The 15,168-nt window shown below is 63.0% G+C and carries 14 protein-coding genes; 5 read left to right on the forward strand and 9 right to left on the reverse strand.

What is annotated here, in order from left to right; all coding sequences use genetic code 11:
• Positions 1-112 precede the first annotated feature (112 nt).
• The 8 genes from GPA21_RS03955 to argH form a co-directional block, all read right to left on the reverse strand.
• Positions 113-1,195 carry a nucleotidyltransferase domain-containing protein gene (locus tag GPA21_RS03955; RefSeq protein ID WP_168986917.1) on the reverse strand — a complete coding sequence of 361 codons (1,083 nt, stop codon included), beginning with the start codon at positions 1,193-1,195 and terminating at the stop codon, positions 113-115.
• A complete protein-coding gene (locus tag GPA21_RS03960; protein ID WP_168986918.1) occupies positions 1,192-2,106 on the reverse strand; it encodes an HprK-related kinase A in 915 nt (304 codons plus the stop codon). Before GPA21_RS03960 ends, GPA21_RS03955 begins: the two co-directional genes overlap by 4 nt.
• Complete coding sequence (locus GPA21_RS03965; RefSeq protein ID WP_168986919.1) at positions 2,081-2,380, reverse strand: HPr-rel-A system PqqD family peptide chaperone; 300 nt, start codon at positions 2,378-2,380, stop codon at positions 2,081-2,083. Before GPA21_RS03965 ends, GPA21_RS03960 begins: the two co-directional genes overlap by 26 nt.
• The gene (locus tag GPA21_RS03970; protein WP_168986920.1) at positions 2,377-2,988 is read right to left on the reverse strand and encodes a hypothetical protein; all 612 of its coding nucleotides are present in this window, start codon (positions 2,986-2,988) and stop codon (positions 2,377-2,379) included. The genes GPA21_RS03965 and GPA21_RS03970 overlap by 4 nt, the downstream gene beginning before the upstream one ends.
• A gap of 285 nt (positions 2,989-3,273) precedes the next feature.
• Positions 3,274-4,158: a fructosamine kinase family protein gene (locus GPA21_RS03975; protein WP_168986921.1), complete on the reverse strand. Its 885-nt coding sequence runs from the start codon at positions 4,156-4,158 to the stop codon at positions 3,274-3,276.
• Positions 4,151-4,345, reverse strand: a complete 195-nt coding sequence (locus GPA21_RS21240) for a cyclic nucleotide-binding domain-containing protein (protein ID WP_339379807.1) — start codon at positions 4,343-4,345, stop codon at positions 4,151-4,153. Before GPA21_RS21240 ends, GPA21_RS03975 begins: the two co-directional genes overlap by 8 nt.
• A gap of 9 nt (positions 4,346-4,354) precedes the next feature.
• A complete protein-coding gene (locus tag GPA21_RS03980) occupies positions 4,355-5,440 on the reverse strand; it encodes a protein kinase domain-containing protein (protein ID WP_339379808.1) in 1,086 nt (361 codons plus the stop codon).
• A 14-nt stretch (positions 5,441-5,454) separates the two neighbouring features.
• The gene (argH, locus tag GPA21_RS03985; RefSeq protein ID WP_168986922.1) at positions 5,455-6,852 is read right to left on the reverse strand and encodes an argininosuccinate lyase; all 1,398 of its coding nucleotides are present in this window, start codon (positions 6,850-6,852) and stop codon (positions 5,455-5,457) included.
• A 57-nt stretch (positions 6,853-6,909) separates the two neighbouring features.
• On the opposite strand from argH, the gene GPA21_RS03990 reads away from it, so the two are divergent.
• Both GPA21_RS03990 and GPA21_RS03995 read left to right on the forward strand, forming a co-directional pair.
• Positions 6,910-7,926 carry a sensor histidine kinase gene (locus GPA21_RS03990; RefSeq protein ID WP_168986923.1) on the forward strand — a complete coding sequence of 339 codons (1,017 nt, stop codon included), beginning with the start codon at positions 6,910-6,912 and terminating at the stop codon, positions 7,924-7,926.
• Between the two features lie 19 nt (positions 7,927-7,945).
• Positions 7,946-8,692 carry a response regulator gene (locus tag GPA21_RS03995; RefSeq protein WP_168986924.1) on the forward strand — a complete coding sequence of 249 codons (747 nt, stop codon included), beginning with the start codon at positions 7,946-7,948 and terminating at the stop codon, positions 8,690-8,692.
• Positions 8,693-8,694: 2 nt separating this feature from the next.
• Here the strand turns inward: GPA21_RS03995 and ppc are convergent, their stop codons facing one another.
• A complete protein-coding gene (gene ppc / locus GPA21_RS04000; RefSeq protein ID WP_168986925.1) occupies positions 8,695-11,442 on the reverse strand; it encodes a phosphoenolpyruvate carboxylase in 2,748 nt (915 codons plus the stop codon).
• 266 nt (positions 11,443-11,708) lie between these two features.
• Here ppc and hemC point away from each other — a divergent pair, with 266 nt between their 5' ends.
• The 3 genes from hemC (at position 11,709) to GPA21_RS04015 (ending at position 15,159) form a co-directional block, all read left to right on the forward strand.
• On the forward strand, positions 11,709-12,650 hold the full coding sequence (gene hemC / locus GPA21_RS04005) for a hydroxymethylbilane synthase (protein WP_339379809.1): 942 nt from the start codon (positions 11,709-11,711) through the stop codon (positions 12,648-12,650).
• A 19-nt stretch (positions 12,651-12,669) separates the two neighbouring features.
• Positions 12,670-13,440: a uroporphyrinogen-III synthase gene (locus GPA21_RS04010; protein ID WP_168986927.1), complete on the forward strand. Its 771-nt coding sequence runs from the start codon at positions 12,670-12,672 to the stop codon at positions 13,438-13,440.
• A gap of 90 nt (positions 13,441-13,530) precedes the next feature.
• Positions 13,531-15,159: a uroporphyrinogen-III C-methyltransferase gene (locus GPA21_RS04015; protein WP_168986928.1), complete on the forward strand. Its 1,629-nt coding sequence runs from the start codon at positions 13,531-13,533 to the stop codon at positions 15,157-15,159.
• The last annotated feature ends 9 nt before the right edge of the window (positions 15,160-15,168 follow it).

The raw sequence follows: 15,168 nt of genomic DNA on the forward strand, positions 1-15,168 counted from the left end.
TCGAAGAGAAAACGGGGCGACACCGCAGAGAAAAGCGGTGATTTGCCGGAGAAATTGAACCGAGTTCGGTCGCTGTCATTGTTTGGCGGCGGGATTCAACGAAAACCTCGCGTTATTCGAGGTGCCCATTCCACCGGATCAAGCTCTTGCGCATCAAATGAGGAACGAGAAGAGGTAGTGGCATTCGCAAGGCGTGTCCGCGCGCATAGAGGATCGACCGTGCGAATGTGCTCAGCCGGTCGTTGCAGCTCGGATGCGGTGGCCGCAACCCCCGCTCGAAAATCGCGTCGAGCACCTTCCACTTCAGGCCGGCACCCGTGTGCATCTTGAAGTCGGAGAGCTCCGTGGGCACAGGCGTGTGCAGCAGTTTTTGCAGATAGCGGAGCGCGTAAGCCAGTGGGCGCTCCAGTTCCAGTTCGCGGGCGCGCTCCGCCAGCGAGATCCAGCTACCCTCAGATTGCATCCAGTGACTTACGAGATCGCGAATGTCGAAAAGGTCGCGAAGCGCATTCTCGAACTCCCCGTCATGAAACAGGTGCACGGCGCTGTGCAAGATCATGTCGTTGGGCGAGAGCACAAAGATGTCGGGCCTGCCGAGGCAGGGTACGGCATCGTCAAGCAGACGTGTGGCGTCAGGGTGAATCGGGGCGGTGCTGGGGACGAGATTGTGGTGCACGTCGATCGTGCTCATTCTCGTCAAATGCATGAGCGGGGGCAGTTCATGCATCCATTCACGGTAGTAGCGTTGGTCGTAGGCGTCGTGATTGGCGGAAGACCAGCCATGTGACATCAATGCGAGTTCAGCGTCTCGCAGACGAGACTTCGGCACCAGCAAGTCGATGTCAGCGAAAAGTCTGGCGCGACCCGGCGGTAGATCGGCGATTGCATAGGCCGCGCCTTTGAGGAGAACAAGGCGTAGTCCGCGGCCCTCGAATGCGTCAAGAAGGTGTTCGATCTCCCTGCGAACCGCCAACTGCTGGTGTGCATGCAAAGCGAGGACGGCGACCAGGTGTTGCCGTGGGTGCTCCGGGACCTTCTCGAGCAGGCCTGTTCCCGACAATTGAGCGGCCAGGCGGACGAGCAACTGAGCCGAACGGGCCTGTCGTATCAAAATATCCCATGATTCAAGCCTCAGGCTTTCAATCGTCTCGGGTTCAAGAAGGCTCGTAACGAGCAGATTCGCGCGTTGGCTCATGGTGCAGGCTCGAGTGTGTCATTCAGAGCCGTGATGACTGCTTCAAGCGAGCCATAGTCTGCGCGAAAGCCGCTCGCCTGATCGACCAGGCTCGCCAGTGCCGAGAAGCCGAGTTCCCCCATCACGGTGTAGTTGAACGCATTGTCGGCGAGCGCCATGAACATCTCTGCCTTGCCAATGGCGTTCAGCCTGAGTGGCGCCTTTTCCTCGAACCGCGGAAACACGACCCAGCGTAGGGAAGCATGTTCGCCAATGCGTTCTGTGCTGTCCCGAGAAGGTCTCATGTGTGCCACCGTGCCTTTCGACGTATTACGAATCGGAGTGCTGATGTAAGCGTCCGGCGCGAAGTCGCGAAGCACGTCGATGGAGCGGTTCTTGAGGCTGACAGGGCGGCTGAGCGCGCGAAGCTTGAGGTCCTTCGGGTCGATCAGGATCAACTCGTCCGACATCAGGCGCCAGCCACGATTCATGAGTGCCGCGCACAGCGTGCTTTTTCCCGATCCCGATGGTGCAGGTAGCACAAGTGCCTCACCGTTTCGCTCGAGAGCCGCGCCATGGATGATGAGGTACTGGTGCGCGTGCGTGTAGATGCACCAGTTCATTCCCCACTCGAGCATCGCGAAGGCTTGCTCGCCCGGAAGAGGTTTGAAAGGGGTTATGCCGTCCAGCTGAAAAATCGACTGGGGCCGCAGCAGACGACGCAAGCCTCCTGCAAGGCGCACGCTGACATGAAAGTCGGAAAAGCCTTCAGCCGGGTAGGTCCGGAAGTCGCTGTACAGAGCATGGAGCGCCTCAGCGACGCCTCTGGCTCGGCTGGCGATGTTGAATATGAATGGGCCGGTTTCGATACGCAGGCCATCTGCCCTCAGGCGTGCATCGATGCCTTCAATCGACAGATCGCGTATTTTCAAAACGAATCAGAATGCCGAGTTCAATCAGTGTTGCAAGGACTTCATCGGCCTCACGTCCGGACTCGGCCGAGAGGGAGGCGCGCTCCACTGCACAATCACGCTTTGTCGCAAACGACGGCGATCCCCGCTCCGCGATGAATTCTAGAATACGGCCAGCGGGGCGCTCCATCATCCATGAGTCGCCGGACAGCCTGTCGAAGATCACTACATCCCCAGCCCATGAACGCCAGGCAAACCTTTCGGCGTCGATCACATATTCAGGTTCTACGTTCAAGGCCAGTTGGTGAGACCATCATACATGTTGTTGGCTGCGTCCAGCGTGTCCTTCAGGTCTTCGGCTGCTTTCCTTACCGCCTCGTCGCCGCCGATGGCGCTGACGTCTGCGAGTTGTCTGTACATATCGACGATTTCGGTCGCAGTGTATGGAAACCCGGGCCGACCATCATCGGGAGGGAAAGCGTTGGCGTTCACGAAAGCGCCAACCAGAGGCAGGCCAAGATTCATCAGGTTGCCACCACCAGGACTGTTGCCGCTTAGCAGTATGACTTCCCCCAGGCTGCTGCCTTCATAAAGCACCTTGCCGTTGTAGGGCACGGCGCCAAAAATGGACACGAAATCGTCGCTAGGGGATATGTTCATCGGCCAGAGGTGCTGCTTGTTCCGCCAGTAACCAGCCGACTTGCCGCAGCCCTCGAAGTCATGGCGCCCCGAGAGGTCCGCTGACGCAAGTGCAGACGGGGAGCAACGGTTGCCGCCTGCCCATGCCGGCCGACTGGTTATGCTCATGACCAGCGGCAACGAGGCTGCGCCCTGCAGCAAACGCCTCCGCGCAACCCGGTTCTCGGGGCTGTTCGATTCAACGTCAGGTGAGTTTTGTTTCATGCCAGAACCTGTATGCAATATGCCCGACTTCGTTGCCGATCATCCCCAGCTGTCTAAACCAGCCAACGCCGCATTTCTTGGGCCGGGTCGTACTGTCGTCATCCGAACGAAGCAAGATTTATGCCGAAACAAAATAATGCGCTGTAAAATCAACGATCTGAACTGCCGGTTTCGGCTGCATCGGCTTGCATTCATTCATCGAGCCTGCAGCGGTGTAAAAAATACCGACAGTGTTCATCCCGCCCCGTATTCAAGCAAGTCTCACATTGTGTCCAGCGTGACACGCTACATGAGACGTCGACATAATCGCAGAGTTTCGCTGAGATAGCCGCGCCCGAAAATGTTCAGGTGATTCATGACATGGTACAGCGCATAGAGATGTTTGCGTGTCTCGTATTCGTGATCAAGCGGGAGAGCGCGGCGATACGTGGCATAGAAGCTCGCCGGAAACCCCCCGAAGAGTTCGCTCATTGCCAGATCCGATTCACGATCGCCGTGGTGGACTGCCGGGTCGAATAGGGCAGCCTGGCCATCTGCGGTCATCGCAGCGTTGCCGTGCCAGAGGTCGCCATGCAGTAGTGAGGGGTGCGGTCGGTAGTCCAGGAACAGCGCGGGGATGCGGTCGATGAGGCGTTGGCCGAGGCGTTGCAGCTCGCCCTCGTAGCCTTTGCTCCGCGCAAGCGCAAGTTGGGGGGCGATGCGCTGCAAGGCAAAAAAGCGCGCCCAGTTGTCGCTTTCGGTGTTGTGCTGCGTGCTGTTACCAATGTAATTGTCTCGCGGCCAGCCGAAGTGCTCGCCTTCGACGGTGTGCATTGCGGCGAGTGCTTCGGCGAAACGTTCGCCGTCCTGTGCCGACGCCAGAGGTCGCAGGTCGAGGTGTTCAAGGACCAGAAAGGCGCGGTCGTCGCTCTTGCCCGAGGCGACCACCGCCGGCACGCGAAATGTGCCCGTAGCGGCGATTGCGGCCAGGCCGTCGGCTTCAGCTGTGAACATGTCGGCCGCCGTCGCGCGGTTGAGCTTGACGAAGTAGCTCAGTCCCCCGCCTTCGACGACCATGGCCTGGTTGATGCAGCCGCCGGAGACCGGACGGGCACTCTCCAGCGTGAAGGCGTTGCCGCTCGCGGAGCGGATCGCGGCCTCGATGGCAGCAAGGCAATCCGGGTCAGACATTGGCGATTCTGGCGTTGGCCAGCGATAGCCTCGTGGTCAGAACTTCGAGAAACGCCTTGTAGAAGTGCATGCGGCAGGTGTCGGAGGCGCGCTGCAACGAGCGGGCGCTGATGCGCACGACGTTGACCGGAGTGAAGGCCTCGACCGACGCCGAGCGAGCTCCGCCGCCGGCCGAGAACAAGGCCATTTCGCCGAATCAATCGCCGGCGCTGAGCAGATTGAGCAGTTTACCGCGTTTCTTGACCCGGGCTTCGCCCTCGGCGAGAAAGCAGAAATGATCTCCGGTTTCCCCTTCCTTCATGATCAAGGTGCCGGGCTGGACCCGGTCCCACTTCGAGAAGCTGATGATCTCCCATATCTCGACGTCGCTGAACTCGCGGAAGAAGTGGAGTTCGCGCAGCGTCTGGAAGCGTTCAGTTTCCGGTATGGCCAGCCTGTCGGCCATCAGGCTGCGGTTGCGGAACGCCTGGGCGAGATCGTGCGAGAACTCGCTCCAGTCCTGGTATCGGTGCTCGATCTCCTTCTCCATGGCGCGCTGGACGATGGTGTCGAGTGCAACCGGCACGTCGGGGCGAACCTCGGAGGGGAGTGGCGGCAGCTCGTTGGCGATGCGGTAAAGCAGGCTGTAATTGGTCTCACCCTCGAACGGCAGCCGGCCGGTGAGCAGCTGGTACATGACAACGCCGAGCGAGTAGATGTCGGTGCGTTGATCGACCGGCATCTCCCGGATCTGCTGTGGCGACATGTACGCTGGCGAACCCACGCCGGCGACCTGCGTGGTGTCGCTCGCGGTGTGAAAGGCAGCGCCGAAATCCGACAGCTTGATGTCCTGGCCTTCCGGGTCGACTAGAAGGATGTTGGCCGGTTTGATGTCCCGGTGCGTGATGCCGTGGTGGAACGCATAGTCCAGCGCCCGCGTGCATTTGAAGATGATCTCGACGAGTCGCTCGAAGGGCAGCAGTCTGTCCGGCGTGGTGAAGGCCTCGAGCGTGCCGCCGGGCGCGTACTCCATGACCACGTAGGCTTCGTCGTCGAGCACCGAGGCGTCATATATCGCGGCGATGTGCGGGTGGTGCAGCTTGCCGGCGAGGGAGGCCTCGTTCATCAGCAGGTGGCGGTAGAGGCGGCCGCGATCCTTGTCGCGCAGCATCTCCGGATGCAACTGCTTGAGAGCGACCTCTCGCTGTGCGAAGGGGTCCCAGGCGAGGTAGACCATGCTCGTGGCCCCCTCGCCGATCAGGCGCTTGATCTCGTATTTGCCGATCTTCTGGACCGCGCCCATGGCCGACTTCTACCTCAGCCCAGTCTTGACCGGGCAGAGGCGATCGCTTGCCTGACCTGTTCAGGTGCGGTGCCCCCAGGGTGTTTGCGTGCCGCGAGCGAACCCTCGACGGTAAGCACTGCGAAGACATCGTCGCCGATCAGCGGCGAGAAGGCGCGCAGTTCGTCCAGCGAGAAATCCGGCAGGTCTCGCCCGCTTTGCTCGGCGGCGCGCACTGCGAGGGCGACCGCTTCGTGGGCGTCACGGAAGGGCAGGCCCTTCTTGACCAGGTAATCCGCCAGGTCGGTGGCAGTGGCGAAACCTTGGGTGAGGGCTGCACGCATTGCCTCGGGCTTGACCCGGATGCCGGTGACCATGTCGGCATAGATGCGCAAGGTGTCGATGACGGTGTCCGCCGTGTCGAACAGAGGTTCCTTGTCTTCCTGATTGTCCTTGTTGTATGCCAGCGGCTGGCCTTTCATCAGCGTCAGCAACGCGATGAGACTACCGTTGACCCGGCCGGTCTTGCCGCGCACCAGTTCCGGTACGTCGGGGTTCTTCTTCTGCGGCATGATGCTGGAGCCTGTGCAGAAGCGGTCAGCCAGATCGATGAAGCCGATGCGCGGGCTCATCCACATGATGAGCTCTTCCGACATGCGGGACAGATGCATCATCAGCAATGACGAGGCAGCGCAGAACTCGATTGCGAAGTCGCGGTCGCTGACCGCGTCGAGCGAGTTCGCGCAGATCTCGTCGAAGCCGAGCTCGCGGGCAACGAATTCACGGTCGATCGGGAAGCTCGTGCCGGCCAGTGCCGCGCTACCCAGCGGCAGGCGGTTGACCCGCTTGCGCACATCGGCGAAGCGCTCGGCGTCGCGCCGTGTCATTTCGTAGTAGGCCATGAGGTGATGGCCGAAGGTGACCGGTTGCGCGACCTGCAGATGGGTGAAGCCTGGCAGCGGTGTGTCGGCATGAGTTTCGGCGAGCGACAGCAGGTTGATCTGGAATTGGCGCAGCAGGCCAAGGATGTCGTCGATGGCGTCGCGCAGCCACAGGCGGATGTCGGTCGCGACCTGGTCGTTGCGGCTGCGGCCGGTGTGCATGCGCTTGCCTGCATCGCCGACGAGTGCGGTGAGGCGCTTTTCGATGTTGAGATGGACGTCTTCGTCGTCGAGGTTCCAGGGAAACTCGCCCCGCTCGATCTCGCCGCGGATCTGCGCCATGCCGCGCTCGATGTCGGCGAAATCCTGTTCGCTGATGATCGACTGGCGCGCGAGCATCTTCGCATGCGCGATCGAGCCGCGAATGTCCTGCATCGCCATGCGCTGGTCGAAGAAGACCGAAGCGGTGTAGCGCTTGACGAGATCCGATACCGGCTCGGAAAAACGCCCGGACCAAGCCTTGTCGGAGGAGGAGGTGGAGTTGGATGTCATGATATTCTGAGTCGTTGTGCAAGCCGCATGCAGGTGTGTGAGGCAGCGTGAGCGAAAATGGTCCAAAGTATAAAGCAAAAGCCCCAGCCGACCGTGATACGCCCGGGTTTGCCGGATTTCCGCAACCTCGGCGTTCTGCTGCGCATTCTGCTCCTGGTCAACCTCATGGGTCTGCTAACCGTGTTGATCGCCGAACCGGACCTTTCCCGGCTTGCCGCGGCGATCGTCGAGATGGCGGGCCGGCTGGAGTTACCCCTTTTCATGGCGGTGCTCGTCCTCTATTTGCTGCAACCGGTTCTGCGTGAGCGGAGTCCGCTCGCTGGTGCGGCTGGCATCGGTGCGGTGGTGGTCGGTGTCGCCTTCCTCGTTGGCTGGTGGCTGGGTCATGGCGACGCTGAGCAGCTTTTTCGCGAGGCGGCGTGGGCGGTTGGCGCCGCCGCGGTGACGCTGGCCTATTTCGATTGGCGTGCGCGGCGCTTCTCGCCTGCGCTGGCCGAGGCGCGCCTGCTGGCGCTGACCGCCCGCATCCGGCCCCACTTTCTGTTCAACGCGCTCAATGGAGTGCTTGGCGTGATCCGTAGTGATCCCCGGCGTGCCGAGCGTGCGCTCGAGGAGCTGGCCGATTTGTTTCGGGCGTTGATTCGGGACAATCGCGAGCTGGTGCCGCTGTCCGATGAGCTCGCCTTGTGTGAGCGCTATATCGATATCGAGGGCTTGCGCCTCGGCGAGCGACTCGTCGTCGAGTGGGCGACTGCCGATGCGCCACACGATGCGCTGGTGCCGCCTCTGTTGCTCCAGCCCCTGCTCGAGAACGCAGTCTATTACGGAGTGGAACCTGCCGCCGAGGTGGCGCCGGTCAAGGTTGGGGTGTCATCCAGCGGTGGCCAGCTTCGCATCGAGGTGGAGAACCGCGTGGTCGATGCGCAAAGTCACCATGCCGGCAATCACATGGCGCTCGACAATATCCGTGAGCGTTTGATGCTGTTCTACGACCTTGAGGCGCGGCTCGAGGTCGACGCCGATGGCGGGCGATACCATGTGGTGATCACCTTGCCGGTCAAGCGGAAATCGTGATGAGCAAGGGAGGCGAGCGGTGACCGAGGCGCTGAAGGTGTTGATCGTCGATGACGAGGGTCCGGCGCGCAGTCGCATGCGGGATTTGCTCGCCGACATCGCGCAGGAACAGCCTAACGAGCTTGTCGGGCTGGCGGGCAATGGTGTCGAGGCGCTGCGTCTGCTCGAGGTGCGTCCTGCGGACGTCGTGCTCGCCGATGTGCGCATGCCGGTCATGGATGGGGTCGAGCTGGCCAGGCATGTCGCGCGGCTGCCTGCGCCGCCGGCGGTAATCTTCACCACCGCGTACGATCAGTATGCTGTAGAGGCTTTCGAGTTGGCCGCGGTGGACTATCTGCTCAAACCGGTGAGGGCGAGCCGGCTTGCCGACGCACTGCACAAGGTGCGAAAAGCAAAGCCGGCGGGTCCTGAGGTGCTGGCTGCTCTTTCATCGCGTGAGCGCAAGCATTTCAGTGTCGTCGAGCGAGGCAGGATTTTGCTGGTGCCAGTCGCCGAGGTGCGTTTTCTGCGGGCCGAGCTCAAGTACGTGACAGCCGGCACGGTTGATCAGGAGTATCTCCTGGATGAGTCGCTGGTGCAGCTCGAGGAGGAGTTCGGCGAGCGCTTTCTGAGGCTGCATCGCAACTGCCTGGTCGCGCGCGATGCGGTGGTCGGCGTGGAACGCGATGGTGAGGGACAGTGGGTGGTCCTGCTCAAAGACTGCGCAACGCGCCTGCCTGTGAGCCGCCGGCAATGGCCGGCGGTGAAGCAGGCGTTGAAATTGTAAGCTCACCCGCTGTTGCGCAGGCCAGCGGCGATACCGTTGATCGAGATCTGGATGCCGAGACGGATGCGGTCGTCGTCATGGGTTTCGCGGTGGCGGCGCAGCAGCTCGACCTGCACATGGTTGAGTGGGTCGAGATAGGGAAAGCGGTTGCGGATCGAGCGCTTGAGCAGCGGGTTGTCGTCGAGCAGCTCGGCCTGGCCGGTGATCGCCAGCAGGGCGTCTACCGTGGCCTGCCATTCGCTGCGGATGCGACCGAAGATTGCTTCCCGCAAGGCCTCGTCCTTGACCAGCTTGGCATAGCGCGAAGCGATCGCGAGATCGGATTTGGCCAGTACCATGTCCATGTTCGACAGCAGCATGGCGAAGAAGGACCACTCGCGGTGCATGCGTTGCAGGTGCTCGAGCCCGTCGGCCGGCCGGCTGTCCAGCCACTGTTTGACCGCGCTGCCAAAACCGTACCAGCCAGGCAGCATCAGTCGGCACTGTGCCCAGCTGAATACCCACGGGATGGCGCGCAAATCCTCGATACGGGTGCTCTTCTTGCGGGACGCCGGACGCGAGCCGATGTTGAGCTCGGCAATCTCCGAGATCACGGTCGACTCCCAGAAATAGCGCTCGAAGCCGTCGGTCTCGTAAACCAGCCCGCGATAGGCCGCGAAGGCGTCATCCGACAGCCGCTGCATGGTCTCGAGAAAGGCCGGGTCGGGCGCCGCGCTGCGATCCGCGAGCAAGGTGGCTTCGAGCGTGGCTGCGACCAGTACCTCGAGATTGCGTCTGCCGACCTCCGGGTTGGCATATTTCGCTGCTATGACCTCACCCTGTTCGGTCAGTCTGATCTGACCCTGTACCGCACCACCTGGCTGCGCCAGAATCGCCTGGTAGCTGGGCCCGCCGCCACGGCCCACCGATCCGCCTCGGCCATGGAACAGGCGAAGACGGATACCGTGTCGGGCGAAGATCTCGACCAGCCCGAGCTCGGCCTTGTACAGCGACCAGCCGGAGGTGAGAAACCCGCCGTCCTTGTTGCTGTCCGAATAGCCCAGCATCACCTCCTGCGCGTGGCCGCGCGAAGCGAGCAGCGACATGTAGCCCGGCAGCGAGAACAAGCGATCCATGACGGCCGGGGCAGCCTCGAGGTCTTCGATGGTTTCGAAGAGCGGGATGATGTTGGCGTCCAGCGCAGCTTCACGCGGTCGCAGAATGCCGGCCTCCTTGAGCAGTAGCGCGAGCTCAAGCAGGTCCGAGACGCTCGCGGTCTTGGAGATGATGAAGTTGGGCAGCGCACCGGTGCCGAAACGCTGGTGAGTCAAACGTGCGGTACGGAAGATCGCGAGCTCCGACTCGGTCTCGTCCGAGTAGTGCACGTGCGGGGACGCCAGAGGGCGGGCGGTTGCGATCTCCTCCAGTAGCAGCGCGATGCGCGCATCTTCGTTCAGTGCCAGGTAGTCGGCCTCCGGGCTGGCAGTGGCGATCAGCTCGGCCACGACTCGCTCGAAGACATCGGAGTTCTGACGCAAGTCGATTGGCGCCAGATGGAAGCCGAACACCCCGACAGCCCGCCGCAGGTGACGCAGCGGGCCACGCGCGAGTGCGACCGACCCGTTGGCGGTGAGCGAGCGGTGAATGATGTCGAGATCGGCGGCCAGTTCGTCCGGCCCGTCGTAAGGGGCCGCGTCACCTATGCCGTGGCGTGTCGGCGCGTAACCGAGCAAGGCCTCATGGGTTGCGGCGAGGCGCGCATAGATGCCGCTGATCGCCCGACGATAGGGTTCGTCGTTCCGCTGCGGTGAGTGGTCGGGCGAATCGCCGGCCAGCGCCGTGAGTGCTTCCGAGACGCTGATCAGGCCGACGGCCAGCGACAGGCTGGCACCGAGCGCGTGCAGTTCGTCGAGATAAAAGCCCAGTGCGACCGTCGCCTGCATGCGCAGCGTGCGCTCCAGTATGTCGGCGGTGACGAAGGGGTTGCCGTCCCGGTCGCCTCCGATCCAGCTGCCGACCCGGATGAACGGCGCAAGCTCCGGTGAACTCGCGGTGCCAGCGGCCTGCGACAGGCTATCCTCGACTGCTGCATAGATGCGCGGCAACTGACGCAGAAAGGTCGAACCGTAGTAGGAGAGGCCGTTGTTGACCTCGTCGATGACCGACAGGCGAGCGGGGCGCATCATCCGGGTCTGCCAGAGCGTGAGCACTGCGCGCCGCAAAGCCTCGTCGTTGTCGGCGAGTTCTTCGGGCGTGAGCTGGACACGGTCGCGGGTGTCCAGCAGACGGGCGATCTCGGCCTGACAGTTGAGGATGCTCTTGCGCTGCACCTCGGTCGGATGCGCAGTCAGCACCGGCGCGATCAGCGCGGTGTCGAAGAAGGTCTGCAGCGCGGCGGCGTCGTAGCCGGCGGCAAAGGCATCGTCCAGGGCGCGAGACAGACTTCCGGGGCGGGGGCTCGAGCCAGCGATGCTGTGCACGCGTGCACGCCGGATGTGATGCTGGTCCTCAGCGATGTTTGCGAGATGCGAGAAATAGCTGAAGCCCCGCACAACCTGGATGGTCTGCTCGCGCGACAAGGCGTCGAGCAGGGCTTCGAGCTCGGCTCGCGCGGTGATGTCCTCGTCGCGTCGGAAGCGCACCGAGGTCTGGCGAATCCGCTCTATGAGATCGAAGGTCGCCGCGCCCTGCTGGTCGCGGATCGTGTCGCCCAGCAGGCGACCGAGCATGCGGATATCGTCAAAAAGCGGGGCGTCCTTGTCCTGCATCATTTTCCGGCGTCCTCTGTGTTAGGCATCATTGCTGCGCGCTGTCGGAACAGCGCGACTACGGGGTGGCTATCTTATGTGTTTCCGCGGCCTGGTCTTTGCTCGCGGGCAAGGGCGACGCAAAAAGGGCAGATGGCCCCCATGATAGAATGCGGGCCAAATTCAGGGCGGCGCCTGTCTGCGCGGAGTGTGTCGGACCAAACGCCGAGCCGGCGTATTTGCCCCAAAGCAGGCGCTTCATCGAATCTCCAAGCGACGAGTCAATAAAAGTGAATACAACCCAAGCCGCGCAGCCCGAACGTATCGTCATCGCAACCCGTGAAAGCCGTCTGGCGTTATGGCAGGCCGAGCATGTCAAAGCGCGGCTGGAGAAATTGTATCCTGCCTGCAAGGTGGAGCTGCTCGGCATGACTACCCGTGGTGACCAGATTCTCGACCGCCCATTGGCCAAGGTGGGCGGCAAGGGTCTGTTCGTCAAGGAGCTGGAAACCGCGCTACTGGACGGCCGCGCCGACATTGCAGTGCACTCCATGAAAGACGTGCCGATGATGCTCGCGGACGAGTTCGCGCTGCCATGCATCAGTGCGCGCGAGGTCCCGCTGGATGCCTTCGTTTCGAACCGCTACGAGAGCCTCGCCGACATGCCGCCGGGCGCGGTGGTCGGTACTTCGTCGCTGCGCCGGGAGTCGCAGGTCCACGCAAACTACCCGTATCTTGCAGTGACCAGTCTGCGTGGCAACCTCGATACCCGGTTGCGCAAGCTCGATGAGGGGCAATACGACGCGATCATTCTTGCCGCGGCAGGCCTCAAACGCCTCGGTCTTTCCGACCGGATTCGCAGCGAAATGCCGGCCGAGGTGTCGTTGCCGTCCGCTGGGCAGGGTGCGCTGGGCATCGAGTGCCTTTCCGCCCGCGAGGATATCGCGGCCTGGCTCGCGCCACTGCATGACAACGAGACGGCAGCCTGTGTGATCGCAGAACGTGCGGTGTCGCGGGCGCTGGGCGGCAGTTGCGAGGTGCCGCTTGGTGCCTACGCGATCATGCGTGAGGGCAAGCTCTGGTTGCGCGGGTTCGTAGCCTTGCCGGACGGCAGCCGCTTCGTGCGGGTAGAGCGCGAAGGCGCCCCTGAGAACGCCGAGGCACTGGGTCTCGCGCTGGCCGCCGAATTGCGCGAGCGTGGCGCGGACGAGATCCTCGCGGCGCTGGGCTGAAGCTCACAAGCCCGCAACCATGTCGCTTTCCGGACGCCATGTGGTCGTCACCCGCCCGCTCGAGCAGGCCGGGGCGATGTGCGATGCCCTGCGCGCGCGCGGTGCGGAACCGGTGTTGTTTCCGGTCCTGGCGATCGCTCCCGCCGCGGATGCCGCCGGGCTAGAGGCCGCGTGTCGCGACCTGCAGGATTTCGACCTTGCTTTCTTCGTCAGCCCGAATGCGGTCAGGCTCGCGCTCGATGCAATTCTCGCGCGCCGCGGCTGGCCTGAGGGCGTCGCGGTGGCGACCGTGGGGGCTGGCAGCGCGCGCGCCCTAGCGGACTACGGATTCGATCATGTGATCGCTCCGGAATCGGGCTTCGACACCGAGGCGGTGATTGCGCTGCCGGCGTTCTCTCCGGAGGCGGTGCGAGGCAAACGCGTGGTTATCTTCCGCGGCGATGGTGGACGAGAGCTGCTCGGCCAGTATTTGCGGGCGAATGGTGCCGAGGTCGTTCATGTCACCGCATACCGCCGATACTGTCCAGATGCGGATCCTGCGGTGCTTACGGATCTGGCGGCGCTGGGGCATCTGGATGCGATCACGCTTACGAGCAGCGAGGGTGTGCGCAATTTCGCCGATCTGCTGGGACAGCAAGGACTGGATTGTCTGAGTCGGGTTCCGGTTTTCGTGCCACATCCGCGGATCGCCGGTTTCGCCCGTGAGGCCGGGTTCAGGCAGGTCATCGAGACTGGCGCGGGGGATGCGGGCCTGCTGCTCGCGCTTGAAGCATTCTTCGGTGGGAAATGACGCCGGCGGTGCCGGAATCGACGTTGCCGGGGCAGGTTGCAGCGTTTCTCGCACGCCGGTCCTCATCTTTTTCTGGGTTAAACTTGCATAATGAAACGGCAGAAACCAGCGCTGACCAGGCCGCCGGTCACCGACAAGGCGGCGCGGACTTCGATCGGGGGGAAGATGGAGTCGCCCAAGAACAAGAGTGCCGACGCTGAAAAGAGCGTCAAGAAGGACGAGATCGCGGCGCCGGCGAGCAAGCCAGCAGTCAGCCCGGCGCAATCGCCAGCGGCTAAGGAGGCGCACCCAGTCAAGGGAGACGCCGTTCCGCAGACGCCTGACGCCAGGCCTACGCCGGACAGCAAGCCCAGCCCGCCGACACCCACGGATCCAGAGAAGGCCGCCGAGGTTGTGAAGGCCTCGTCTGACAAGACGGAAGGCGTCAAACCCGATGCCGTCAAGGGCGGCCCGGCAGCCCAGCCAGGCGACAAGACGCCGAAGGATATTCCAGCGAAGACGGATGCTGGCGCGTCGAAAGCCGGTTCGGTTGCCAAGGACGCTGGATTGGCCAAAGCCGGTAGTGATGCCGACAAGAATGCTCCGACGAAAACCGCCGAAGACGGTGGTAGCGGCAAGCCGCCACAAGCCCCGGCCGAGCAGCGGCCCGGCAAGAGCGGGCCGGTTGCACTCGTTCTGGCTCTGGTTGCGTTGATTGCGGCGGCGGTGCTCGGCTGGCAGGTTTATGAGCTGCGCCTGGCGACCGGCGAGATTCGTCAGGAGGTGGCGCAGCGCCTGTCCGGCGGTGAAACCGCGATCGCCGAGGTCAGGGCGCTGGTGCGACAGAACAATGAAGGGCTGGGTACGCTTCAGGGGCGCTTTGGCGCACTCGAATCCCAGGTTGGCACCATGGAAGGTCAGGCAGCGACGCTCGAGTTGCTGTATCGCGAGTCCACCCGTTCGCGTGGAGATCAGGTGCTCGCTGAGCTCGAGCAGGCGATCACGATTGCCGGCCAGCAACTCCAGCTAGCCGGCAATTTCGAAGCGGCTTTGATCGCGCTGCAGGGCGCAGAAGCACGGCTTGCGGCGCCGGAGTTCGGTCATCTGCAGCCTCTGCGCAGGGCATTGGTGCGCGATATCGAAGCGCTCAAGGCACATCCTCAAGTTGATGTATCGGGTATCGCCCTGCGTCTCGAGCTGGTGCTCGAGCGCGTCGACAGCCTGCCGCTGGCCTTCGAGGTCAAACTGGCCGAGCTGGCCGCCGAGCGTGAGGCCGAGATCGAGCGTGCGCGTGAGGAGGACGATGTGGTGGGCCGAACGCTCGGCTTCCTGCGCGCGCTGGGCGCCGACATTTGGAGCGAGGTCAAGGGCATGGTTCGGCTCGAGCGCCTCGACAACGCAGACCCAGTGTTGCTGGGCCCAGAGCAGAGCAACTATCTGAGAGAGAACGTCAAGATTCGTCTGCTCACCGCGCGGCTGGCGCTTCTTGCGCGCGATGGCCGTACCTATGTGACCGACATCGAGCGTGCGCGTGACTGGCTGGAGCGCTACTTCGACGGCGGTAGCGACCAGGTCCGACGCACGCTGGACGAGCTTGGCGAACTGGCCGCGACCCCGATCCGGGCGGAGCTCCCAACCCTGACCGACACTTTTGCCGCGCTGCGCGTGTTGCAGGCCAGGGGCGTCGAAGCCGAGTCGCCGTCCTCGGAAGAGTCCGGCACTGACGAAGCGGCACGCTGAGGAGATCTG

This window comes from Azoarcus taiwanensis (genome assembly GCF_012910885.1).
GTDB classification, from domain to species: domain Bacteria; phylum Pseudomonadota; class Gammaproteobacteria; order Burkholderiales; family Rhodocyclaceae; genus Azoarcus_F; species Azoarcus_F taiwanensis.